25 protein-coding genes are annotated in these 24,478 nt (G+C 36.5%); 11 read left to right on the top strand and 14 right to left on the bottom strand.

The annotated features are described in order from the left end of the window. Window positions 1-2: 2 nt before the first annotated feature. Window positions 3-1,394, top strand: coding sequence for an RNA polymerase factor sigma-54 (gene rpoN, locus HGJ18_RS08385; protein ID WP_253695742.1), 1,392 nt, complete (start codon window positions 3-5; stop codon window positions 1,392-1,394). Window positions 1,395-1,425: 31 nt separating this feature from the next. Continuing rightward, window positions 1,426-2,067 carry an MBL fold metallo-hydrolase gene (locus HGJ18_RS08380; protein WP_253695735.1) on the top strand — a complete coding sequence of 214 codons (642 nt, stop codon included), beginning with the start codon at window positions 1,426-1,428 and terminating at the stop codon, window positions 2,065-2,067. 6 nt (window positions 2,068-2,073) lie between these two features. Here the strand turns inward: HGJ18_RS08380 and amrS are convergent, their stop codons facing one another. The 3 genes from amrS to HGJ18_RS08365 all read right to left on the bottom strand — a co-directional run bounded on the left by amrS (window position 2,074) and on the right by HGJ18_RS08365 (window position 6,045). Then, the gene (gene amrS / locus HGJ18_RS08375; protein ID WP_253695733.1) at window positions 2,074-2,973 is read right to left on the bottom strand and encodes an AmmeMemoRadiSam system radical SAM enzyme; all 900 of its coding nucleotides are present in this window, start codon (window positions 2,971-2,973) and stop codon (window positions 2,074-2,076) included. A gap of 48 nt (window positions 2,974-3,021) precedes the next feature. Further along, on the bottom strand, window positions 3,022-4,167 hold the full coding sequence (locus HGJ18_RS08370; RefSeq protein ID WP_253695731.1) for an L-threonine 3-dehydrogenase: 1,146 nt from the start codon (window positions 4,165-4,167) through the stop codon (window positions 3,022-3,024). A gap of 156 nt (window positions 4,168-4,323) precedes the next feature. Further along, entirely contained in the window at window positions 4,324-6,045 is a 1,722-nt protein-coding gene (locus HGJ18_RS08365; RefSeq protein ID WP_253695729.1) for a hypothetical protein, read from the bottom strand. Between the two features lie 294 nt (window positions 6,046-6,339). On the opposite strand from HGJ18_RS08365, the gene rpmH reads away from it, so the two are divergent. The 9 genes from rpmH to cbiB all read left to right on the top strand — a co-directional run bounded on the left by rpmH (window position 6,340) and on the right by cbiB (window position 13,816). Continuing rightward, window positions 6,340-6,495 carry a 50S ribosomal protein L34 gene (rpmH, locus tag HGJ18_RS08360; RefSeq protein WP_002667651.1) on the top strand — a complete coding sequence of 52 codons (156 nt, stop codon included), beginning with the start codon at window positions 6,340-6,342 and terminating at the stop codon, window positions 6,493-6,495. A gap of 11 nt (window positions 6,496-6,506) precedes the next feature. Then, entirely contained in the window at window positions 6,507-6,863 is a 357-nt protein-coding gene (gene rnpA, locus HGJ18_RS08355) for a ribonuclease P protein component (protein ID WP_253695727.1), read from the top strand. Continuing rightward, on the top strand, window positions 6,860-7,081 hold the full coding sequence (gene yidD, locus HGJ18_RS08350; protein ID WP_044909961.1) for a membrane protein insertion efficiency factor YidD: 222 nt from the start codon (window positions 6,860-6,862) through the stop codon (window positions 7,079-7,081). Before rnpA ends, yidD begins: the two co-directional genes overlap by 4 nt. 35 nt (window positions 7,082-7,116) lie before the next feature. Then, a complete protein-coding gene (gene yidC, locus HGJ18_RS08345; protein WP_253695725.1) occupies window positions 7,117-8,865 on the top strand; it encodes a membrane protein insertase YidC in 1,749 nt (582 codons plus the stop codon). A gap of 32 nt (window positions 8,866-8,897) precedes the next feature. Beyond that, window positions 8,898-9,608: an RNA-binding cell elongation regulator Jag/EloR gene (jag, locus tag HGJ18_RS08340; protein ID WP_253695724.1), complete on the top strand. Its 711-nt coding sequence runs from the start codon at window positions 8,898-8,900 to the stop codon at window positions 9,606-9,608. Window positions 9,609-9,665: 57 nt separating this feature from the next. Then, window positions 9,666-10,523 (top strand): DUF6675 family protein, encoded by an 858-nt coding sequence (locus HGJ18_RS08335; RefSeq protein WP_253695722.1) that lies wholly within the window; start codon window positions 9,666-9,668, stop codon window positions 10,521-10,523. Between the two features lie 11 nt (window positions 10,524-10,534). Then, window positions 10,535-11,614: a peptidylprolyl isomerase gene (locus tag HGJ18_RS08330; protein ID WP_253695720.1), complete on the top strand. Its 1,080-nt coding sequence runs from the start codon at window positions 10,535-10,537 to the stop codon at window positions 11,612-11,614. Between the two features lie 22 nt (window positions 11,615-11,636). Then, window positions 11,637-12,662 (top strand): SH3 domain-containing protein, encoded by a 1,026-nt coding sequence (locus HGJ18_RS08325; RefSeq protein WP_253695718.1) that lies wholly within the window; start codon window positions 11,637-11,639, stop codon window positions 12,660-12,662. A gap of 89 nt (window positions 12,663-12,751) precedes the next feature. After that, window positions 12,752-13,816 carry an adenosylcobinamide-phosphate synthase CbiB gene (cbiB, locus tag HGJ18_RS08320; RefSeq protein ID WP_253695717.1) on the top strand — a complete coding sequence of 355 codons (1,065 nt, stop codon included), beginning with the start codon at window positions 12,752-12,754 and terminating at the stop codon, window positions 13,814-13,816. Here cbiB and HGJ18_RS08315 read toward each other — a convergent pair. From HGJ18_RS08315 to HGJ18_RS08265, 11 genes are all read right to left on the bottom strand, one after another. Continuing rightward, window positions 13,785-14,387 (bottom strand): ATP-dependent Clp protease proteolytic subunit, encoded by a 603-nt coding sequence (locus tag HGJ18_RS08315; RefSeq protein WP_002675859.1) that lies wholly within the window; start codon window positions 14,385-14,387, stop codon window positions 13,785-13,787. The two genes, cbiB and HGJ18_RS08315, sit on opposite strands and share 32 nt — an antisense overlap. A 75-nt stretch (window positions 14,388-14,462) precedes the next feature. Further along, window positions 14,463-16,085, bottom strand: a complete 1,623-nt coding sequence (malQ, locus tag HGJ18_RS08310) for a 4-alpha-glucanotransferase (protein WP_253695709.1) — start codon at window positions 16,083-16,085, stop codon at window positions 14,463-14,465. Next, window positions 16,082-16,714: a hypothetical protein gene (locus HGJ18_RS08305; protein ID WP_366792950.1), complete on the bottom strand. Its 633-nt coding sequence runs from the start codon at window positions 16,712-16,714 to the stop codon at window positions 16,082-16,084. The genes malQ and HGJ18_RS08305 overlap by 4 nt, the downstream gene beginning before the upstream one ends. Window positions 16,715-16,719: 5 nt before the next feature. Next, window positions 16,720-17,826 carry a D-alanine--D-alanine ligase family protein gene (locus HGJ18_RS08300; RefSeq protein ID WP_002674165.1) on the bottom strand — a complete coding sequence of 369 codons (1,107 nt, stop codon included), beginning with the start codon at window positions 17,824-17,826 and terminating at the stop codon, window positions 16,720-16,722. Window positions 17,827-17,907: 81 nt separating this feature from the next. Continuing rightward, window positions 17,908-18,498 carry a histidine phosphatase family protein gene (locus HGJ18_RS08295; RefSeq protein ID WP_253695700.1) on the bottom strand — a complete coding sequence of 197 codons (591 nt, stop codon included), beginning with the start codon at window positions 18,496-18,498 and terminating at the stop codon, window positions 17,908-17,910. Between the two features lie 17 nt (window positions 18,499-18,515). Continuing rightward, window positions 18,516-19,298 (bottom strand): adenosylcobinamide-GDP ribazoletransferase, encoded by a 783-nt coding sequence (gene cobS / locus HGJ18_RS08290; protein ID WP_253695698.1) that lies wholly within the window; start codon window positions 19,296-19,298, stop codon window positions 18,516-18,518. Further along, window positions 19,295-19,846 carry a bifunctional adenosylcobinamide kinase/adenosylcobinamide-phosphate guanylyltransferase gene (gene cobU, locus HGJ18_RS08285; protein ID WP_253695696.1) on the bottom strand — a complete coding sequence of 184 codons (552 nt, stop codon included), beginning with the start codon at window positions 19,844-19,846 and terminating at the stop codon, window positions 19,295-19,297. Before cobU ends, cobS begins: the two co-directional genes overlap by 4 nt. 61 nt (window positions 19,847-19,907) lie before the next feature. Next, on the bottom strand, window positions 19,908-21,059 hold the full coding sequence (locus HGJ18_RS08280) for a sensor histidine kinase (protein WP_253695694.1): 1,152 nt from the start codon (window positions 21,057-21,059) through the stop codon (window positions 19,908-19,910). An 85-nt stretch (window positions 21,060-21,144) separates the two neighbouring features. Beyond that, a complete protein-coding gene (locus tag HGJ18_RS08275; protein WP_253695687.1) occupies window positions 21,145-22,308 on the bottom strand; it encodes an ABC transporter permease in 1,164 nt (387 codons plus the stop codon). Window positions 22,309-22,318: 10 nt separating this feature from the next. Beyond that, a complete protein-coding gene (locus HGJ18_RS08270; protein WP_253695685.1) occupies window positions 22,319-23,458 on the bottom strand; it encodes an ABC transporter permease in 1,140 nt (379 codons plus the stop codon). 11 nt (window positions 23,459-23,469) lie between these two features. Then, entirely contained in the window at window positions 23,470-24,408 is a 939-nt protein-coding gene (locus HGJ18_RS08265; RefSeq protein WP_253695683.1) for an ABC transporter ATP-binding protein, read from the bottom strand. Window positions 24,409-24,478 lie beyond the last annotated feature (70 nt).

The raw sequence follows: 24,478 nt of genomic DNA, 5'->3' as shown, positions 1-24,478 counted from the left end.
AAATGTTATTAAAGCAAAGGCAGCAGCAGATTTTATCTCAAAAAATGGTGATGAACCAGCAAATGCTGAATGCTGTTGCCATGCTTAATTTATCGAGCGAAGAACTTCAGGAAGAGGTAATAAAAGAAGTAAAGCGGAATCCGGCCCTTGTTTTTAAAACCTCTTCCCGAGTGAGTGCCGCCTCCGCTGAAGAGGGGGATAAGCATCAAAGTTTTTTGGAGAGCATCGAAGATGATTCCCGCAAAACCCTTCAAGCTCATCTGATTGAACAAGCAGGAGAATCGATTGCGGACGAGTATGTCTTAGATGCGGCAATGCTCATAATTCAAAATTTGGATCAAAACGGTTTTTATTGGGTCCCTCTTGAAGAACTCTTTGCAGATCTGCTTGCCGAAAAAAAAATAAACCATGCGGAAATAAAAAAAGCTCTTAACATTGTCAGGCGCTTTGAACCGATAGGCTGTGCCTGTTCCGGTTTTAAAGAATCGCTTATTGTGCAAGCCGGAATCCTTTGCGAGTCGCCTAAAACACATGAAATCCTTGATATTTATAAAACCATACATTCTCTTTGCGTAAAGATAATAAAAGAACACTACGAAGTTCTTGTCTTTGTTTCCGATTTAAAACTTTTTATAAAAAAACTTGCTCAAAAAAAAATCGATATAGATTTGGAAACGGCGGAAGAACTTGCAGGATTGATAGGTGCCTTAAACCCTAAGCCGGGGCTTGCCTATGCAAGCAAAGGAGACGGCGAAAAATTTATTACGCCGATTGCCGAGATAAAACGGGAAGGGAATGAGCTTAAGATTATAATAAATGATGAAGAAGTTCCTGCCTTGGAGATTTCACCCGAGTATGAAAGAATAAAAAATTCCGGTTCAAAAGAAGAAAAAAAGGAGGCTTCGGAGTTTTTAAACAAGGCAGCTCTTTTTATGAATGTGCTTGCCTACCGCAATCAGACTATATTAAAAGTTTTAACTGCCCTTGTAAATTTTCAAGAGGCCTTTTTTTTAGGCCGTCCCTGCAAACCGTCCTCTGAAGGGGAGAGTGACAAAATGCAGGCAGGCTATTTAAAGCCCTTAAAACAAATCGATATTGCAGAAATTGTGGGCCTAAGCCCTTCTACCGTTTCGAGAGTTTCAAACCAAAAGTACATAAGATGCGAGTGGGGTCTCTTTGAAATTAAAGACCTGTTTTCGCCGGAAGTAAGCGGCGGCCTTTCAAAAGACTTTGTAGAAAAAGCCATACAAGAAATCATCGAATCGGATACCGAAAAAAAAACCGATGCCCGTATTTCGCAAATCTTAAAAGAACGCGGAATCGATATCGCCGTAAGAACGGTAAATAAGTACCGCAAAGAAATAGGCCTTCCTTCTTCTTATCATCGCAATTGACATTTTTATAAAATTGCCGTATAAAAAAGGTATGGAAATTACGGAGATTTATACCGGCCCGCTTTTTGTAAAGACTTGGGCTCTTCCCTTGGATAAAAAAACGGTTCTCCTCGTTGATCCGGGCGGCACGGATGAGGAATTGATGGAATACCTAAAAAACAAAAATGCCGAAAGACTCGAAATTATGCTTACCCACGGACATTTTGACCATGTGGGCGGCGTGCCAGAACTTATGCTAAAATATCCCGGTTCTTCTTTGTGGATTCATCCTGCAGATGCGGGCTATCTGGGCAAAAACGGAAAAGAAAAACATATTGCATGTTTTAGTCAAATCCGTGCAGAAAGATATATAAAAGCTTTAAAATACGATTTTCCGGAGCCTACTGCCTTAGTAAAAGACGGAGATATTGTAAACGGTTTTAAGGTTTTATATACTCCCGGTCATACCGAAGGCTCTGTTTGCTTTTGGAATGAGGAAGCAAGAGTCCTCTTTTCGGGAGATACCCTTTTTTACCGCTCCCATGGAAGAACAGACCTTTTGGGCGGAGACGATCAAAAGATGAAGGCTTCACTAAAATCTCTTTTAAATTTGCCTGATGACACTACCGTTTATCCCGGGCACGGTTCCAATACTTCGATAGGAGCTGAAAGAGGCTGGATAGAAAAAATTTAGAGAATCTTAAATATTCCCCGGATAAACATATTTTAAATTTCTTTGGGCTGTCTTACATAGGTGCTTGATTGTTTCAGGCCTTGTGGGGGGCTTATCCCTCATCTTGTAGGCTGGATAGAAGGCCGAGATATGAAGGGGTATGTCGGGTCTTATTTTTGAAAGCATTTGGGAGAGGGCGTCTATTTCATCGTCTCCGCTGTTATACCCTTCTATAACCAAGCAGGTAACTTCAACATGAATTTGTGAGGCAGCTCTTTTTATAGTGTTTATTACGGGTTCTATTTTTCCCTTACAGATCTTGGTATAAAATTGCGGGGAAAATGACTTTAGATCGATATTCATCGCGTCAACCATCGGAAGAATTTTATGTAAGGGTTCTTCTTCGATAAAGCCGTTTGTTACAAGCACTGTTTTTAAATCTTTTTCTTTTGCAAGCGGGAGGACATCCTTTATATACTCATACCAAACCGTGGGCTCGTTATAAGTAAAAGCTATGCCGATAGAGGGCGTTTTTAAAACAGCCTCAATCAGTTCCTCAGGGCTGACCTCATCCCGATAATTGTTAGGTTTCTTTTCTGTTTTTTCTTCTATTGGAACGGAATGAACGAGGGAATGGTTTTGGCAAAACAGGCAGTCAAAGTTGCAGCCGAATGTTCCTACCGAGAAGATATAAGAAGAAGGATAAAATCGGTATAGGGGCTTTTTTTCGATTGGGTCGAGGGCTGCTCCCAGTACCTTGCCGTAGTTTAAGCTGTAAAGTTTTCCGCCTATGTTTTTGCGGCTAAGGCATCGGGAGCTTTGCCCCTCTTTTATAAGACATCTGTGAGGGCATAAAAGGCAGCGTATTTTATCGTCTCCATTTTCTAAAAAAGAAGATTCGTTTTTCCAAAATTCCGCTTCTTTCATAGCCCTCCTAAAGTTCTTTTAAAAAACTATTTTTTTAAAAGTCAAGGTTTACTTCTTTTTTGCAGTTCCCTTGGAAGGTTTGGCTGCCGGTTTCTTTGCTGCTGCCTTGGGAGCCTTTTCTGCAGGTTTCGCCGGTTTTGTCGTCTTAGTAGGCTTCGCCGACTTTGCCGGTTTTTTAGCGGCAGGAGCCTTAGCTGTGCTTACCTTTACTGCGGCAGGTTTTGCATTCGGAAGCTCGATTCCGAGTTTTTCACTCAATTTTTCGAGCATATCCTTTGTCATGCTTTCAAGGTTGTACTTGGGCTTCCAACCCCATTCTTTTTTGGCACAAGAATCATCGAGGGAGTTAGGCCAAGAATCCGCTATAGCCTGACGTACGGGATCGACATCATAGCTCATCTTAAATTTGGGTATATGCTTTTTGATTTCTGCAGCTATCGTTTCGGGAGCAAAGCTCATAGCCGTTATATTAAATGCGTTTCTGTGTTTTAATTTTGCAGGGTCTGCCTCAAGAAGTTTAAAGATAGCGTTTAAGGCATCGGGCATGTACATCATGTCCATAAGGGTCCCTTTTTTTATAAAGGAAGTATAGGCTCCTTTTTTTAAGGCCTCATAGTAGATATGAACTGCATAGTCGGTTGTTCCGCCGCCGGGGAGAGCCTCATAGGAGATAAGGCCGGGGAAGCGTACACCTCTTGTGTCTACGCCGAATTTTTGGTGATAGTAATCGCACAAAAGTTCTCCGGCAACCTTTGTAACACCGTACATTGAGGTAGGCCTCTGGATTGTGTCCTGCGGAGTCTTATCGGCAGGAGTCGAGGGGCCGAAGGCTGCGATTGAGCTGGGCACAAAAAGAGAATATTTTTGTTCTCGTGCAAGTTCCAACATATTATGTAAACCTGTAAGGTTAATCTGATAGGCTAATTGAGGGTTTTTTTCGGCAACGGCTGAAAGAAGGGCTGCAAGGTGGATTATCGTGTTGACCTTATATTTTTTGCAAACCTCAAGAGTTTTTTTGCCGTCAAGGACATCTAGTTTTTCAAAGGGGCCGCTTCCGATAACCTTGGGTACATCTTTTTTTTCGATATCGGAAGCTATAACATTGTCGTTTCCGTACTCTTTTCTTAAAAACATAACCAATTCACTTCCGATCTGTCCGAGTGAACCGGTAACCAAAATTTTTCTTTTAGTCATACTATCTCCTTTTTTTTGCAGTATGTATTCCTGCCAAAAAATCTGTTTTTAAGTTTACCATATTTTTATTTTATGTGCTAGATGTTAAAAAGCCTGCTTTTAAGAAAAAACTTAAAAGCAGGCTTTAATTTATAGATAATATTTAACTATACAATATTATAAGGATAAGGGATTCCCTCTAAAAGTTAATGTTGACTCTGCTGTTCCTCCTTCGGTAACTTTTACTCTTATAGTACCATTTTTGTTATCGGTAATAGTTGCAGTGATTTGTTCTCCGGGATTATCTTCTCGGCTGCCGTTGAAGGTATAGTTTGGACCGTTTCCGGTGATTGTTCCGCTGTAGCTTTTGTGATTATAGTGTCCTCCTTGATTTTCTTGCATTGATAAACCTCCTTCGATTGTTCCATTAGGGGCGTTCCTTACATATATATTTGAAATCCAAGAGGGTTCAGAAGACGAGGATTCTGGATGATACTCCCATCTACCTTTATTTTCATACCAAGGTTTTGAAGGATTGTAAACTTCGCTTGTTTCAAAGCGCAAGTTTCCTTCCGAGTTTTTTACTATAGAGTAAGTATAGGTGTGAGGTTCTTTGAGGTTTTTTATCTGTTGAGCTACAAATTTCTGAAATCGTTTTTTATATTCAGCCAATATATCTTCTGTTGATGTATTTTCAGGTAAACCTACACTCCCAGCCATTTCTTTTTTTAATCCTATAAGTATGGCTTTTATTTTCTCTGTTTGTTCTTCAGCGGAAAGAGTTACAAATTCTTCATAGGTTTCAGTAAATAAGTAGGGCGGTTTTTTTAGAACATTTTTAAAAAATTCTTTATCATCGTATCCTGACATATCTTCATGAGTAAAGTTTTTAAAAGCTTCTTTTAGTTCTGTGATACTTATAGTGGGTTTACTTAAAAGAGCATCAATGCTTTCCAACTGATTTTTTAGAGCAGTAATCTTCATGTCTGTCATAAGACTAGCGTATTCTTCAATGGTAATCCATTTATTGTCTTCCGGTGAAAGAACAGATGTCAGTCTTACGGTAATTTTTTTGGTTTCACCATCTAATGTATATGAGTACAGGATACCTCCTGAAAGCTTATCCTCCCGAAATCTTTTTATAGTTATACTGTTTTGTGTAAACTCATAAACTTGTTTAGTATTCGGACCGTGGTTAATTTCAATCTTTACAACAGGTAAAACTGTAACTTCAAAGTCTTTTGTTCTTCCGTTTGCGGTTGCTGTCAGCTTTACCTTACGCTCTACAATATCAAACACAATTAGGGCCTTTGGATTTGTCCCTGAGTCGTCAATTTTTATGATATTTTCATTTTCAGATGACCAAGTAATTTGTGTACCGTTTTGTAATCTTTTAGGCAGATCAAAATCATCGCTTGCTTTTTCGGGAATAGTTAAGGCTGCCAAATAGTCTTCTTCTGATGGGGTTCCTCCGCTTTTAAATACTTTTACCGTAAAATCCCTTGATTTTGAAGTACTATTTTTTGTTAGGGTAATAGTAATTTTTACATTTGCGGTTTCCGGAGGTAATGCTTTGACCTTCAACTGATTAGGTGCTTCATATTCGATAAGTTCGATGTTATTTGAAGATATTTCAGCCGTTACCCCTGCTGCTGAGGGTAAATTGGAAATTGTAATAGTTTCGAGGGCTGCGGTAATAATAGCTTTGTCTAAGCTTATTTTTCCTAAAAGAGCTGTCAACTCGGTTTCTTCCGCATTGACAACAGGCGGGGTTAGCGTTCCTCCCGAATTGTTATTGCCTGATGGGCCTGTTCCCGTAGGACAAGCTGTAACTAAAAATACGGCACTTAAAGCTAAGATTAAAAGTGCGGCCATTGAAACAAAATTCTTCTGTTTCATAAAAAACTCCTTGTTCTGCATTCTGCAGGATTATAATTTTATGAGCTTTCATTTTTTATATAAATCCGTTTAAAAACAGCCTTATTGCAAAATATGAGAACTTTCTTCCATTATACCCCCCCCCCCGAAAAAGTCAATACTACGATATTTTAAAATATTAGAATATTCAGCACTCTTGACTTTTATCCCTTTTATTGATATAATCCACAATCTTTAATGTGTATTGTCCTTAACAGGATTGTATTGAAATCTTTGAGCGGGGTTTCCCGCTCTATAATATAAGGAGTCTAGTTTATGAAACGGACATATCAACCAAGTAAAACAAAGCGGGTTCGACGCTTCGGATTCCGTGCACTTATGAAAACAAAGGGCGGAAGGGCTGTTTTAAGCCGCCGCAGAGCAAAGGGCAGACGCAAGCTTTCAGCTTCCGACGAAAAAAAACCGTTCTAAGTTTCTCTTGAGTGAGTAATTTTACATTTTCCGGAGAAGAACGGTTAAGGGATAGGTCATGTATTAAGGCCGTATTTCAAAAAGGTCTTAAACTGAGCTTAAACGGAGTTAGTTTGTTTCTCCTGCCTAATGGATTGGAGTACAATCGATTCTTATGTACTTTTCGACGAGGTTTCGGTTCCGCAGTTATGCGGAACAGGTCTCGGAGAATATCAAAAGAAGCCTATAGACATATAAAACATAGGTTAAAAACGGGAAACGACATTATCCTGCTGGTTTTTTCAGAAAAGGATTCTTATTCTCTTCGTTTAGAACAACTTACCGCCCTCTTTTTAAAAGCGAAAATGTATAATGATGAGGCTTTATGAGAAAACTTTTAGTAAGTTTTTTGTGTGCTTGTATAATCTTTTATCAAAAGGCTATTTCTCCTCATTTCCCGCCTAGCTGCAGGTATGAACCTACTTGCTCGCAATATGCTATCGAAAGCATAAAAAAATACGGCCCATTTAAAGGTACCGGTATGGCTTTACTTAGGATTTTGAGGTGTAATCCTTTTTGTAAGGGAGGATACGATCCTGTTCCTTAAAATGATTAACCTATAGAAAAATTTAGGAGTTATAATTGAAAAAAAATACTGTTTTGGCCGTTGTGCTGTCAATGCTTGTTTTCGGAGGGTGGCTGTATATCCAGCAAAAATACTTCCCTACCGAATATAATGTTCCACAAAAACCTGTTGCTCAGGCTCAGGGACAAAATCCGGCTTCATCTGAAAATGCCGTTCAAACTTCTTCAAATCAAATTTCTAATTTGATGATTGAGGCTGTTGCAGATTCGGACTATCCTTCAAGAGAACAAACCTACGTTATTGAGACCGATATTATTCGTGCTGTTTTTACAAACAAGGGCGGAGATATTATTTCTTATAAATTAAAGGAACATGCTTCAGCAGGAAGTGATGAGCGTGTTGAAATGATAGAAAATGTTACCGAAAGGAACAGAGCCCTTTCTTTGGCTTTCGGCGGCTCTGATGCTCAGGCTGTAGATTTACTTTTTAATGTAAAAGAAGAAAGTCTTTCCGACGGGCGAAAGCAGATAGGCTTTTACCGGGACATAAAGCTAAAAAATACGGACGGTTCGGAAACCGTTTTTACTCTTGCAAAACGCTATACCTTTATCCCCGGTGATTATATGTTCACCCTTGAGGTTACTATTGACGGAAAAGAGGGAATGAGGGGTCTTTCTTTCGGGGATAGTGCTTATACTTTACGAAGTGCTCCTCAGATCGGCCCTGAATGGGATAAGGTAAACGATAAATACGAATACAGAGCACTTTCTTATTTTGCAAATGAAAAGAAAAAGGAAGACCGCAGTATTACAGACGGAAAAACAAAGGCTGTAAATGATTTAGCTTCATGGGTAAGCGTTTCAGGCAAGTACTTTTCCTTTATCATTATACCCAAAGATCCAATCCAAAAAATATTTTTTTCAGGGGCAAAGGAAGAAGGAGCAAAACTTCACAATTCCCAATTTTTTATTTCACGGCAGCCGATTGTGGGAAATGCAGCCTATGACCAATACAGGGTCTACATAGGACCGAGTTCCGAAAAGATATTAAACTCTTATAATTCTGCAGCAGCCAATAATTACGGTTACGAAAATTTAAGAATAGACAGCCTTGCTGCATCAAGCGGTTTTTTAGCTCCCTTGGAAAGAGTTTTAAAATTCGTTATGGAAATTTTTTACAAAATTATTCCTAACTGGGGTGTAGCCCTTCTATTACTTACTCTTTTAATGCGCATCATCTTTTTCCCGCTTACCAAAAAAAGCTCGGAAGCCACAAAGCGTATGCAGGAGCTTCAGCCCCAGATTAATGAGCTGCAGCAAAAGTATAAAAATAATCCTCAAAAGCTCAACGCAGAGATGGTCAAGTTCTATAAAGAAGCAGGTTATAATCCTGCATCGGGCTGTCTGCCTCTTCTTATTCAGCTTCCGTTCTTGTTTGCGATGTTCGGATTATTCAATAATTATTTCGAATTTAGAGGGGCTAGTTTTATTCCCGGCTGGATTCCTGACCTGTCGGTGGGTGACAGTATTTTGAAATTCGGTTTTACTATTCCGTTTTTAAATTGGACGGATTTAAGATTGCTTCCCATCATTTATACCGCTTCTCAGCTTTTGCATGGTAAGCTGACGCAAACTCCGGGGCAATCTCAGCAAAATCCTTCTATGAAGATAATGATTTATTTTATGCCTTTGTTCTTCTTCTTTCTTTTTTATAATGCTCCTTCGGGGCTCTTATTGTTCTGGACCTTTTCCAATATTTTGATGCTTTTACAGCAGCTTATAATCAATAAGTCCATGAAGAAATAAAGGATAATTATTTTAGTACTAGGAGAATAGATATGATATATGAATTTGAAGGAAAGACGGAGCGGGAGGCTATCGATATTGCGGTAGCCAAGCTCGGTCTTGAAAAAGATCAGTTTGATGTTGAAATTTTAGAAATTCAAAAAAATTCTTTGTTTAAAAAAGGTCATGCAAAGATAAGGGTGCATGTTGATGAGTCTTTAAGGACTAACATGAGAAATAATTCCGAACAGTCTGAAGAAGAGCAAACCCTTAAAGAAGATAAGGATTTAAGAACCTCTGAAGATATTTCGGAAGGAGCGGAAAAGACAAGGCTCTTTATTCAGACCCTCGTTGAAAAAATAGGTTATGACTGTTCCGTTTCATTAATCGCTTGCGATAAAAAACATTTTTCTTATAGAATTAACTCTAAAGATGCTGCCATGCTTATAGGTAAGAAGGGGAAAAATCTTGACTCCATACAGCTTTTGGCAAATGTATACGCCGGTACCATAGGTCATGCCTACGCCAGGGTGTCGGTAGATTGTGAAAGCTATAGAATGAGAAGAGAGGAGCTGCTTATCCGAATGGCTTACGATGTAGCCGATAAGGTCCGCATGACAAAGAAATCTCAGCTTTTAGAGCCTCTTAATCCCTATGAGCGCAGAATTATACACACAACCTTAAATGCCGTAAACGATATTGAAACCAAAAGCGAGGGAGATGGTTTATATAAGCAGGTTCGTGTGTTCTATAAAGGTATATAAGTATAGCAGGCGGACTCAATCCCCGCAGAGGGAAACCATGAATTTTAGGAGATTTTTATGAAAAAAATTAAAACGCTATTCATATTTTTTGCAGTCTGTCTGTTCCCTATTTTTTCAGATAAAGGCGTAGATACACGCAATATTGAGCAGAGACTCTCGGATATTCTTGATCCAAAGATAGCTGCGGAGCTTGTTCAAAAAAAAGAAATAATTAAATTAAAATATGGAGCTTCAAACATGAACCCCGAAATGCGGCCGGTTTCGGCTCTTTCGGAAAAAATGTTTCCATTGTTGGCGAAAAAAAAGCCTGCTTTTTTAGGTGAGTTTATATCTTTGTATAAAAAAGAGGGGCCGAATAATCCTGATGTTTCTAAAATATTGCGTCATATTTCCGGTCTTGAAGGTATTGAATACTTTTCAAACAGCTATCAGGAAATGAGGACTCTTTATTTGACTTCCCATGCAGTAAAAGAAGTAAAAACTTCGGGCAGTGTTGTTTATGAGCCCATAGATGATCCTTTAAATGAGGGCTTTGACGGCTTGGAAATTCTTGCCCGGCACATCGATGCAACCTTCGGAGATTTTATTTATAAATACAGATATTTAAAAGAAGGCAATGATATTGGTATGATATGTGTAAATACACAGAAGATTACGCATCCGGATATGAGTCTTATAGCTCTTCAGCCTGAAGCGATGATTTTATCTTTGGCTGTATATGATCTTGATGATTATATTTTAATCCATTGTTTAAGTACTGCAAAATTTCCTACAATACCTTTTATAGGCGGCAGAGTAAAAAGTGCTTTTTCTTCACGGTTGACGGCTGTTTATAATTGGTTTATGGATGAATATAAATGTGCCGAACAAGGCATCGACTATAGTGCCAAAAAAAAGAAGAATTCTGATAATTAAGGAAAGATAAAATGAAAAAATTATGGATCATGATTATTGCAATTGCGTTTATGATTTTAGTTGCAGGAACTGCTGCGGCTATTATAATAACAAATTCCGGTTCGGAAAAAGGAGATAAAAATATGAACAATTTAAAGAATATAGAAGCTTTAAAAGAAGATGGGCTCTATGCTGCTATCGATACCGATAAAGGTTTGATTGTATTAAAACTTTTCTACAAGGATACCCCTTTAACGGTATGTAATTTTGTAGGATTGGCTGAAGGAACCCTTGATTCCGCCAAGGGGAAACCATTTTATGATGGACTCACCTTTCACAGGGTAATAGCCGACTTTATGATTCAGGGCGGAGATCCTACCGGTACAGGTTCAGGCGGCCCCGGTTATAGATTTCCTGATGAGATTGTTGATGCTTTAAAGCATGACGGCCCCGGTGTTTTGTCAATGGCTAATTCAGGTCCCGGAACTAACGGTTCACAGTTTTTTATTACCCATGTTGAAACTCCATGGCTTGACGGTAAGCACACGGTTTTCGGACGAGTTGTTGAAGGTCAAAATGTTGTAGATTCAATTCAACAAGGCAACAAAATTAAAACCGTTAAAATTATAAGAACAGGAAATGAAGCAAAGGCTTTTAAAACCGACCAAGAGGCCTTTTATAAATACCTTGCCGAAACTAAGGAAAGCGAAAAACGCAGAGCAGAAGCCATTGCAAAAAAAATGGAAGATTTGATTAAAACGAAATATTCTCCTGCAAAACTTGATGATGATGGTGTATATTCTTTTGTTATAAAACAAGGTAAGGGAGAGACTCCTAAACAAGGGCAAACCCTAACTATGAAATATAAGGGTTCCCTTTTGGAAAACGGAAAGGTCTTTGATGATTCCGATATGCATAAGCCTTTAGAATTTCCTGTGGGACTTGGCCGTGTTATTCCGGGCTTTGATTCCCAATCGGCAAAAATGACTTTGGGTGAAAAACGAATTATCATTATTCCTCCTCATCTTGCTTACGGTGAAGCAGGTGCAGGCGGAGTCATTCCCCCGAATGCTTATCTGGTTTTTGAACTTGAATTGTTAAATATAAAATAACATAAAGAATAAGGAGTTGTTTATGAAAGTAAATTTTGTTAAAAAATTTGTTTTACTCTTGTGTGTTTCGTTATTTGTCTTTGCTTCTTGTACAAAGGAAGACGCAACGTCAAAATCCGAATCTGAAAAACCTGAGTCTATTGATTCAATGGAAAAAGATTCTCCTAAAGAATCAATGACTGGGGTAAATGAAGACGGAGTTATCTATGTGCATCGTGCAGGACTTTATACCGAAACGAATGACGGTAAAATGAAATGGACGGCAGAAGCTTCATTGGGCGATGTTGCTATTTATCTTGGCGAGAAAAAGGAAGCTCAGAGAACTGACGGCCAAAAGCGGGAATTCTTCCATATTTCTTTAAAAGATAAGGAATATTGGATTCAAGACTATTGTTATGAGCCTAATACGGTTGCAGGATTTATTTCTGCTACAGATACGGTTTTATACAAATCGGATTCTTTAACGGCAGTTACAGATGAAATCATACCTCAGTATTTTATTGTTGCCGTTTATAAAGACAGTTTAAACAGCTCTAATCAAAAATTTGTAAAGATTGCAGCTTATTGCCCTGAACTGGTAACTTCGTGGATCGTAAAAGAAAAGTATGCCAAACGAGATACTGTCGAATTTCAAAAAGAAAATGTGGCAGCAATGGTTCTTGCACAAATTGCAATGGAAACTCAAAGTGAAACAAGCAGGGCCGAGCTGTTTCAAAATGCTATTGAAATGGATTCGAGATATAGTGATGATATAGCAATTTTACAAAATCTTGCTCAAGTGATGGATGCTGAGGCTGCTTTTTTAAAAAAACTTGAAGCCGAAAAAGTAGAAAAGAAATTTACGGCAAAAGAAGATATAGATCTTTTGAGTATTCCGTCTTCGGAAGGTGAGCCAAGAGTATTGGCATCCGTAAAAGCCGATACCATTCTTCATGCTTCAAAAAAGGTAATCATTATTAATGATGATAGCTCTCAAACCGAATGGTACTATGTACAAAACAAACAAAAGAAAGGTTGGGTTCAAGCTTCATATCTTGAAGAAAAATAAGTTTTTTAGCGAAAACCGTCTTGGCTTTAAAAGGCCGGACGGTTTTGTTTTAGATTAGTTCTATATTAGACTTAAGATCTATCGTCAAAATGAATTTTAATTTTTTAAGTTTTTCCGATTTTATTTTTTCACACATTAATTTTTTTATTTTATTGTCTGCAATCATTCTTGATTTTATTTTAGGGGATCCTTATTCTTTTCCTCATCCCGTAAAATTTATCGGGAGCCTTATAAAAAAAGAAGAAGCCCTTGCACGGTTTTGTTTTAATTCTCCGAGAGGCTTAAAGTTTGCAGGTTTTTTAATTGTTGTTTTCAATATTAGTTTCAGCTTTTGTCTTGTTTTTTTCTTTTTAAAATTATTATATCCTTACAAGGTTTTATACTTTATTTTTTCCGTATGGATCAGCTATACCTGCATTGCAGCCCGCTGCCTTCAAAAAGAATCTATAAAAGTTTTTAAAGCCTTGCGTATAAGTCTTGAAGAAGGAAGAAAGCAGATTGCAAATATCGTCGGCAGGGATACCGGGCTTTTGGATGAAAAGGGAGTGAGCCGTGCTTGTGTTGAAACCATAGCCGAGAATACAAGCGACGGGGTTATAGCTCCATTGTTCTTTATGATGCTTTTAGGCCCTGCTGGCGGTATAGCTTATAAGGCTGTAAATACCATGGATTCTATGCTCGGCTATAAAAATGAAAAATATGCCGACTTGGGATTTTTTCCGGCAAAGGTTGACGATATTGTAAACTATATTCCTGCCCGTCTTTCGGCCTTGCTTATTCTTGCAGGTTCTTTTTTTTGTAAACTGCGAAGGCCCTCACAAAACGGTTCACAAAAAAAAGTTTCAAACAAAATAATGACGAAACTAGCTGCAATAAAAAGAGGTTTTAAAATTTGGCGGAGGGATTGCAGAAAACATTCAAGTCCCAATTCCGCTCATCCTGAAAGCGCTGCTTCCGGTCTTTTAGGTTTAAAGCTTGGCGGCCCGAACTATTACGGCGGAGTGCTTGTCGAAAAACCCTTTATAGGGGATGATATTTTTGAAATTGAAGATGAAGATATAAAAAGATGCATACAGCTGATGTATGCATCCGAGATTTTTATGTTTGGGCTTTATGCTTTTTTTATTTTTCGGGAATATCTTTTCGGTTTTTAGCTATTTTTGAAATAAGACCGTATTCTACGGATTCTTCTGCATTTAGCCAGCAATCCCTGTCCGTATCCTTTGCAACCTTTTTTTCATCAGTGCCTGTTTCTTCTGCAATGAGCTTATTTATTTTTACCCTCATCTTCTCAAGTTCTTTGGCGTGTATTTCTATTTCGGTTGCGACTCCCTTTATGCCGGATAATGGCTGATGGATAAGGTAGTGGCTGTTAGGCATACCGAAACGGCGTTCCTTGCTTGCTGCAAGAAGAATGATTGAGGCTGCGCTGGCAACAAGGCCCATACCTATTGTGTAGACGGGTGCCTTGATAAATCTTATCATATCGAAGATTGCAAAACCGGCATCGGCATCTCCCCCGGGAGAATCTATATAAATATAAATAGGCTTTGTTGCCGACAAGGATTCCATGAGTAAAAGCTGGCGTACTATTTTTTCGGAAAGCTCCTTGTTGATTTCTCCGGCCAAAATAATTTGGCGTGTATTAAGAAATTTTTGCATCAAAGCATCGTCATCATTTGTTTTATTTTTTTTCTCTTCGTTTGTTTCATTTATAAAATTCATGTAAGCTCCTAAATTTTTTTCGTTCACAATGACTAATATACAAAAAATTTAAACTATTGTACAGGGGGTAATTTTTTAAACCCTATTGTACAAGATATTCCAAAGTTTCAATTTTTCGGTCATCTCGCAGTTTTCATAAGAACCGGTTACCCTCCATTGCCAGTTTCTTCCGACTGTTGAAGGTGCATTCATTCTTGCTTCAGAATTTAAGAACAAAAGGTCCTGCATCTGCACGGCTGCAAAATCCGCCACGGAAGAAAACGCTTTTCGGATTATTTCGGAGGCCAATTCTTTTTTAAATTCATAAGTGTTTAAAATGGAGCAAATCCTTTTATCTTCTTTTTTTCCATAAAGATAGGTATAAATAAATTTCAGCATCTCATCGGAAGAACCTTCAAGCCAACCCATGATTGTGTCGTTATCGTGGGAACCGGTATATACGGCACAGTTTTTTTTGTGGTTATGAGGCAGATAAGGATTAGTCATATTTTCCGATTTTAATTCGTTTAAGTCAAAGGCAAATTGCAATATCTTCATCGTCGGGAAATTAAAATCATCTCGTAGGCGGGCAACTTCAGGGGTTATAACTCCCAAGTCTTCAGTTAGTATGGGAAGTTCTATCCTATATTTTTCATCCAATGAAATCAGATCCTTTTGTATTTCTTCGAAAAAATGATGGTCAGGTCCTTTCACCCATTTTCCTTCTTGAGCCGTTTTTGCATCTTGGGGGATAGCCCAAAAGGCTTCAAAGCCTCTAAAATGGTCGAGGCGTATTATGTCGAATAGTTTTAGAGTATGTCTTATTCGGGCCTTCCACCAAAGGTAGCCGTCTTTTTTCATCTTAGCCCAGTCATAAAGAGGGTTGCCCCAAAGCTGCCCCGTAGGACTAAAAAAATCGGGAGGCACACCGGCGACAGCTTTAGGCTTAGCTTCTTCGTCCAGTAAAAATAAACTTTGGTTTTGCCAAACATCGGCTGAATCCATTGCCGCAAATATCGGAATATCCCCTATAAGTTGTATGCCGTTTTTTTTGGCGTATTCTTTTAATTTTTTCCATTGAGAAAAAAAGAAAAACTGTATAATCTTTTGGGCTTTATATTCTTCGGAGTGTTTGTTTAAAAATTCTTTTATCTTACTTTCTTTATTTAAGGCAAGTTCCTTGGGCCAAGCCGCATTCCAGATTCCTTGCGCTAAATTTTCTTTATTTGCTCTTTCTTCATATTCTTCTTTAATTGTCATAAAGGCTGCATACCCGTCCAGCCAAAAACTTTCTCCTTGGTAGAAATGTTCAAGTTCTTCTTTTAAAGATGAGTCTGTTTCCGTTTTGTGCAATAAAAATGCTGCCGCTTTTTTTAGCATTTTTGTTTTATGGTAATGGATTAAACCAAAATCCGTTCTTTTAGGATCAGTATTTTCTTGTACGATTTTTTTGTATTCGGCAAAATCTTTTTCTTCTAAAAAGCCTTTTTCACAAAGATCTTGAAGACTTATAAGATAAGGATTTCCTGCAAAGGCCGAAAAAGATGCATAGGGTGAGTCGCCGTAACCTGTGGGTCCTATCGGAAGCATTTGCCAAACTCTTGTTCTTGTTTTTTTTAACCAATCTATAAAATCAAAAGCTTCCTTACCGATTGTCCCTATGCCTTCATCATTAGGTAACGAGGTGGGATGTAAAATAATACCTGAACTTCTTTTCATAGGTTTTGCTCCTTTATCAGTTTATAATTTATCAGTTTATAATTTTCTGCTATATAAAATATAATTCCCGTAATTCCCGGAAATATAAATAGGGCAGGGAATGAAACAAGTAATTTTAGGGCACTGAAAAATAAAATTTTATATGTAAAAAAAGAATTTTCAAAAAAAAGATAAAAGGATTTTTTTACGTTGCAGATTATTCCTCTCTTCTTTTTTTGAAGACCGATTATTGCAGGATACCAAAAAAGAGAAAGCTCAAAAATAAAAAAAATAAAAATAATGAATACTGAAAAAAAATATCCCGTAATGGTTTTTAGTTTTAAAAAGTATCTTAATAAAAAAATCAGTGCCGATAAAAATGATAATTTTATTACAGATATAATTAAAGCTTCAATAAAATTTTCTTTTACACCGGATATAAGACTTTTTATATTTGCCTCATCCTCTTTATAGTAAAAAGAATATAAGGCAAAACTTATTATCTGAAAGATTATATAAAAACTTATGTTAAAGCCTAGAGCTATAAAATAATTTTTAGGTAAAATTACCGGCATAAAAATAAATAGAATGAGTAGAAAAATAAAAATTATGTTTAAAAAAAATATTTCTTTTTTCTTTTTTATCATCATGCTATTTAAGATTGACGGCAGGTTTTGAGTTTTCTGTCTGTCTTAAATCTATCTATTGCAAGCTCTATTAAGTGCATTATAAGCTCGTTATATGGAAGACCTGAAGCTCCGCACATTTTGGGAAACATTGAAATCGATGTAAAGCCCGGAATAGTGTTTACCTCGTTTAAGTATATCTTGCCGGTTCTTTTGTCGATAAAAAAATCCACGCGAGAAAGGCCTGATAGATCCAATGCTTCATAGGCCTTGATAGCGGTTTCTCTGATTGTCTTTCTTTGAGTTTCATTTAAATCGGCCGGAATCTTTAATTCGGCTCCGTTTGGATCCGTGTATTTTGCTTCGTAGTCATAAAATTTATGGGTGGGAATTATTTCTCCCGGAATGTAGGCAACAGTTTTTGTGTTTCCCGTAACCGAACATTCTACTTCTCTGGCCTCAATACATGCTTCGACTAAAATTTTATTATCCCATAAAAAAGATTCTTCTGCCTGCTCTAAAAGTTCGTTTCTGTTTTTTACCATTCCGGCGCCTACCGAGCTTCCGGCCCTGCACGGTTTTATAAAGAGAGGATATTCCAAGTCCTTTTCGGCCCTTGCTAAGATTGCTTTTTTCTTTTCAGGATCATCCCAGTCCTGCCTTTTGATTGCTATATAGGGTACAATGGGAAGGCCCGAATAATCCCAAATCATCTTGGTTTTTTCCTTATCCATCGAGATGCTTGTGGACATTACATCGCCCCCTACATAGGGTAGGTCGGCCATTTCAAAAAGACCTTGAATTGTGCCGTCTTCTCCGAATCTTCCGTGTAAAACGGCAAAGACCGCATCAGTCGGTAAAAACTCGTCTCCTGCTTTTAAACCTTTTTTTGCGCCGCCTCCGGGAATTACGGTTACTCGCTTTGCCTCATCTTTTTTTATTTTTAAAACGGCCTTTTCATTTTTTATAATCCTTTCTCTTTCTTCATCTCCATGTAAATACCATGCTCCGTTTTTAGAAATACCTATTAGGTGAAGTTTGTGTTTTTTATCTATTGTCCTTATAATCGATGATGCCGACTGTAGGGAAACCTCATGCTCGCTTGACTTTCCGCCATAAATGATTGCTATATTCATATCTACTCCTGATAGCCTTTATAAACTAACCTTAAAATTCATTCTATCATTATTTTATAAAATTTTCAATCAGATGAGATTTTAAACCCCATTAAAAACTTCAATACCTTTATAAGTGATTTTATCTTTGTTATCCGATAAAAAAACTTCTAAGATGCTGATTGTAGAATTTTTAGGAGCAAATTTATTTCTTAAAGAAAAATTATCCAAGGCCCATGCGAGAGCCATAGTTATTGTGCCGTAGTGAGTTACGATGATTATGTTTTCGCCTTTTAAGGCTGCTTCTTCTAAAAAGTCGGAAGTTCTCTTAAAATGCTCAAAGGAGGTTTCGCCTTCAGGCGGGGCTGAGCTGTCATTGTTTTCAATCCAGCTTTTTGCTTCAATAGGATATTTTGTTTGAGCTTCTTCAAATGTTAAGCCCTTAAAAATACCGAAGTTATATTCTTGGAGTCTCTTATCGGTTTGAATGTTTTTTAAGCCTAAGTACTCGGCTGTTTGTAAGGCTCTTTTGAAGGGGCTTGAATAAACTTTAAAAGAAGAAAAATCCTTTAGTTTTGGTTTTAAAGCGTCAAGCATGGGATAGGCTTCTTCTGCCAAGGGGCTGTCATCAAAACTAAAAACTTTTTTTTTGTTTGTTACAGTGATTCCGTGTCTTATTAAAACTATTTTCATATTTTATCCTTGGATTTTTATAAATGGACGTTTATAAAAAAACTTGTGCTTAAAACTGCCAGTTCCGTTAATTCGACAATGAGGCCGTTTACATCTCCTGTGGTGCCGCCTATTTTTTTATATGAAATTCTTATTACTATAAATGTTAGAATAAATGCGGTTAAGGGAAGAAGTAAATATTTTAATCGTTCTGTTAAAATAAAAGTTCCTTGCATTTTTGAAAAAACGGCTATCTCAGGCGTAAAAAGGGAAAGGAAACATACGAGGACCAGCCAAAAGAAAAAACTAAACTTTGATGCCGACTTATGGAAGAGCAGGCCAAGGCCCGTATCCTTTGCAGGTTTTGAAAAAACTACAACTGCCAAACCTGAAAGCCTCGAAATTATTCCGGCTAATATGAGCAGGCCTGCATCAGGCATTATGGTAGAATAGTTTATGTACCTAAGAAGCAAAAAGACATTAAGCCCTATTGTTCCGTATGTTCCTATTCTCGGATCCTGCATAATTTCCAATATTTTTTCTTTTTTTCTTGCAGAAAAAAAACCGTCTATAGTGTCTCCGACTCCGTCAAGGTGAATGCTGCCTGTTAAAAATAAATAGAGGAGCAAACTTATAAATCTCGACATTGCAATATATTTTTGCGGGATAAAATAGATTGGAAGAAGAACAATACATGCAATAAGTCCTCCTATAAGAGGTAAAAAATAAAAAGCTCTTTTAATGTTTTTTTCGTTAAAGTCTATGTTTATGTTGATGGGGATGCGGGTAAAAAACTGCAAGGCTAAAATAAAACCTTTCATATTGATGCTCCGTCTTTTATTTTTATGGGTAGGCCGCAAACGCAGAGAACAACCTCATCTGCAAGTTCGGCGATTTTTGCATTTACTATTCCTTGAATATCAGAAAAAGCTCTTGATACGGGATGCATAGGTACAATAGAAGAACCTACTTCATTGGTTACAAGAATTAAAGAGCCGTTTATTTTTTTTATTTCTAAAATAAGATTCTTAATTTGAGTTAATGAAGTTTCTATTGTTTTTTGAATGTCCTCTTCGCTGGGCTTTTCTTTTTCTCCTGTTATTTGAAAAAGAATTCGAGAAATTAAATTTGTTATGCAGTCAAGTAAATAGTGTTTTTGTCCGTTGACGGCTTTTTCTAAGTTTAAAAAGCCTTCATAGGTACGCCACTTTGGGTTGCGTCTTTTAATATGTTTTTTTACTCTTTCCTGCATTTCTTCATCATAGATTTTGGCAGTCGCTATATAGACAACATCATCTATTCCGTCTAAAAGTTTTTCGGCATAGGCCGATTTTCCGCTCCTCGATCCGCCTGTTATAAGTGTTATCATAAGATAATTATATCAAAAAAAAGGAAAATGGTAAGAGGGTAAAGAAACTGAGTAAGAGATTTTAAAGAGCCTTATTTTTAAAAAATGCCAAACGCATAAAAAAGCCTTTTACGGCAGGGAGACTTTCATAATAAACCGTTCCGTCCGTCTCTTTTACTCTTTCTTCGATAGCTTTTAAGCCTATTCCTTTTTTGATGTCGGTACAGCCGTCTCCATTGTCCTTCATAGTAACTATTAAAGATGCTTCGGTATAAGAAAAGTGAATCGTAATTTTTGAAGCATTGCTGTACTTTGCAGAATTGGATAGAAATTCCTGAACAGCCTTATATACTGCATGGCTTTGTTTTTCGTTTAAACTCCAAATATCTTTGGAAAAAGTAAACTGTACATTGATATTTGTCATTTTTTTAAATTCCCCTATCAGATTGTGGACTAGGATTATTATTTCATATTTATTATAATCTACCGGTTTTAATTCTCTCAAGGCAAACCTTACTTCTTCTAAATTTTTTTTAGCAAAGGCGTTTAAATCTAAAATTTTTTGAGGTAAATCATTGTTGTTGTTCTTTGCAGCAGCATAGAGTACATTTAGCTGAATAATCATTGTAGAAAGTCCGTGCCCTACGCTGTCATGTATTTCTCTGGAGATGCGGTTTCTTTCTTTTAAGGTCATAAGGTCTTCTATCGACTCATTGTAGATTTCCAAATCATGAATGGAATTTAAAAGCTCGTCTCTTTGAATATTTAATTCTTCTATTTTGTTTTGGGAAGAAATAATTTTATTTTGATTTAGCTTAAAATATTCTAAAACTCCTCCGCTTAAAATAAAAAGAGCCGTATAGTTTATGATTATTCCCATATCAAAATTTTTTAGTGAAAATATACAGACTGCAAGTCCTATTATTCCCAATATGTAGGTATACGGCTTTGAATTATAATAAAAACCGTCTATCAAGGGAATTAAAAATAAGAGGAAGGGAATTGTAAGACCCGTAATATGTAGAAAAAAACAAAGAGCCCAATCGGTTAAACAAAGAGCAAAAAAAAGAAAAGTTTTTCTATCTATATAAAAGAGCCTAAGATTAAATAATATAATAAAACAAAGATATAATAAAAACTGAATTCCTGTAATCCTATCTCCGGTTACACTTATTTGGATGAGACTTGATGCTATTAAAAAATAATGGATAAAAATAAAAAACTTATTTTTCATAAAGCCGATTATATTATAATAATTAAGTTTTTGCAAGGTTTTAACCCAAAAAAAGGAGGCAGAAGCTGCCTCCTTTAAATTGATTTTAATTTATTTCGTTGTTAAACTCTTTTATTTTCCAGCTTCCGGCTGTAAAAATAGCGGCAGTCATCGCCCAGACTATCAATATGTTTGGAAAAAGTTTTTCTTTATCCAGCATTTCCAACAGCCAATATAGGGGTGAAAACATTGAAATATTTTTAAACACAGGCGGGATTGAAACAAAGGGCATTACAGAAATAATAGCAAGGAAAAATAAAACTATTGTAAGAAGGCTTGTTATATTCGAAGCAAGAGCCAGTTGAGATTCTTTTTTAAAAATTCTCGCTATTAAAATAGCTATGGATAGAGCAAAAAAACTTGTTGAAACCACGGCTAAGAATATCAATGGAAGTCCCGTAATTTCTAATTTAAATATTATTGTTGCAGAAATAAAGACTATCATATTTACTACCACTTGAATAAAGACAAAGGCTAATAAAAAGCTTCCCACCATTTTAAATTCGGAGTTTGGGCTTATTATTGCACGTGCCAACATCTTTGTTTCCCTAAATTTTATTAAGTCGGTTACAATCGCTGTTGAGCCGAAAATAATCATATACAGTACAACTAAGGTCATTATCTTTAAGCCTAAACTTATAATATTTTTATTGTTCGGTGTTTTAAATACAATATTTATATTGTTGTTTAAAAGGTTTTCTCCATTTTCGGCTAGACCCGAACTTTTAATAAAATTATCCATGAGATAAGCATTTATACTTAAATTGAGTGCTTGGACTCTATTGTCAAGAATAATGCTTTCTTCCGTTTTTAAAATTTCAAGTTCCGGTTTTTCATTTTTTGAAATTTTTTCGGAAAAATCTTTGGGTATAATTATAAGACCGGGTATTTTTCCGGTTGCAAGTTTTTCCTTAACCTTTGCTAATTCCTCTTCTCTATTTTCAGGATGAACTGTAGATTCGGAACCGGCAAAAAAGTTTTTCCATAAATCTCCCGTATCATCGACAAAATAGTTTACCTCACCCATTTGAACGGTATAATCGGTCTTTTTAGCTTCCGAATCATCGGTATCTTTCGGATCAAGAACAAATCTTATTACAAAAATAAGAATTATCATCGCAAAAGGGAAAATAATCAACATACTGGCATTTGTTATATTTTTTGATATTCTTTTTAGCTGTGCTAAACATAAACCTACGAATTCCTTCATATCATACTCCTTAAATTTTTGTTTTTTTAAAACTTGCCATCAGTAAACCCAGAGTATAAAATACTGCACCAAAGGTGAGCATTATGAGCAAACTGCCTATCATTCCTCCAAAAGAATTTTCTACAACAATATTCCTAAGAGGGTTTGTTATAATTTGTGAAACGTTACATTTTAAAAATAGTTTTGCAATTTTGTTTTCATTTGGAATTGAAAAGAGAACTGTTCCCAAAACTCCAAATACAAAAAATATGATTATAACTATTGTGTATACAAGTTCTTGTTTGTTAATACTTACTAATGAACATGCAATACATCCGGTTACAAGGGAAAAACTTGCAGCGTATATAAGAAGAAGAATGGGGTTACCCATAAAAGAAATTCTTAACAATCTAAAGATTAAAAGATAAATTGTTATAGCAACAAATACTTTTAAGGCCAGACTTATTATTTGGGCATTAAAGATATAAGCAGCCTTTTTAGGCATCGAGTTAATACGCAGGGTAAGACCGGCAGCTTTTTTCTTATATGTGGGATTAAGGATTTCCATAACAAACATAAAAAATAAAAAGATGCTTATGGATATTGCATAGACTTCATAACTTGACATACTATGCAGGGCGGGATGCATAAAAGTTTTTCCTATAGGTTTAGCCGCTTCTTTTTGAATATTAAGATACTTATCCATAAGCTCTTTAGATTGTCCGGAAGCTGTAATCGCCTTAGCCATTTTATAATTCCCGTTAATGGAACTGCTTATGTTTTTAATTATATTCGATAAAAAAGTAATTGATGCAGAAGACTTCTCTTTACCGATAATTAAAATATCAAACTCTTTGTTTTCTTCAACTGCGGTTTGGTAACCTTTAGGAATTTTGATTTTATATTTGGCATTTGTTTCATCTTCAATTTGTATAAAATCTTTTAAAGAGCTTGAATTTAAAGTACTGATTAGTTGTTCCGATAAGAAAGTCTTATCTTCATCATCTAAAAAAACGGAAATGGTCTTTTCATTAGTTTCAGCTTTAAATCTATCTTTTTGTAAAAAACCGTTATAGCCTACAAAAAAAATCGGAAGACAGAGGTAGACTAAAATAAAGGTAATAAAGTTATCTTTTATCGCTATAAGCGTAATTTTTAAAAATGCTTTCATTTATAATTCTCCTACTCACGTAATTTTTTTCCTGTAAGCTGTAAAAATACCTCGCCTAAATTCAGCTCATTTATTTGTATGGCCTTGATTACGGCTCCGGATGTTTGCAAAATTTTAATAAGCTCATCAAGATTGACCTTGCTTCGTTCATAAAGGATATTCAAGGTATTTCCTTCTTTTCCTACATTTAAGGCCCCATCTAAAAGGCTGATTTTTTCTATTAGGTCTTCATTTATGTTGTCTGCCTTTATTTCGATGGTTACTGTTCCGTTGGCCTTTTCCTTTACGGAATTAAGGGAGCCGTAGGCGATCTCTCTTCCTTCATCGATTACAAAGATATTTTTGCAAAGTTCTTCGACCTCTTCCATATAGTGGGATGTATAAAGAATTGTAGTTTTATCTTGCGAATTTACCTTGCGCAGATATTCAAAGATATTGTTCCTTGACTGAGGGTCAATGCCTACCGTGGGCTCATCTAAAATTAAAAGACGGGGCTTGTGCATAATGGCTGCAGCAAGGTTGAGCCTTCTTTTCATACCGCCTGAAAATTTTTTCACTTTTTCTTTTTTCTTTTCGGTTAAGCCGACCACTTCCAAGGCCTCATTTACAGCTTCTTTTAATTTTTTTCCTGAAAGGCCGTATAGGCTTGCAAAAAAATTGAGGTTGTCGATTGCCGATATATCCTCCGATAAGGCTAGTTCTTGAGGTACGAGGCCTATGAGTTTCTTTGCTTCTATCGGCTTTTTTTTGATACTGTGCCCGCCTATAAGCACCTCACCGTTTAGCGGATCCAATATTCCGGTTATTATATTTATCAGGGTGGATTTTCCGGCTCCGTTAGGTCCGATTAAACCGAAGATATCGCCTTCTTCAATATCAAAAGAAACGCCGGAAAGTACCTGTTTTTTTCCGTATTTTTTTGATACATCCTTAACTTCCAATATTTTCATAAAACACCTCCAAAAAGTTTTTTTGATTGATATGCCTCAATTTTAATCGATTTTGCCTAAAATAAAAGTG

Origin of the sequence: Treponema denticola, assembly GCF_024181405.1 — a bacterium.
GTDB classification, from domain to species: Bacteria; Spirochaetota; Spirochaetia; order Treponematales; family Treponemataceae; genus Treponema_B; species Treponema_B denticola_D.
The sequence above is the reverse complement of the archived record's forward strand: the minus strand, read 5'-3'. Positions and strand labels throughout refer to the sequence as shown.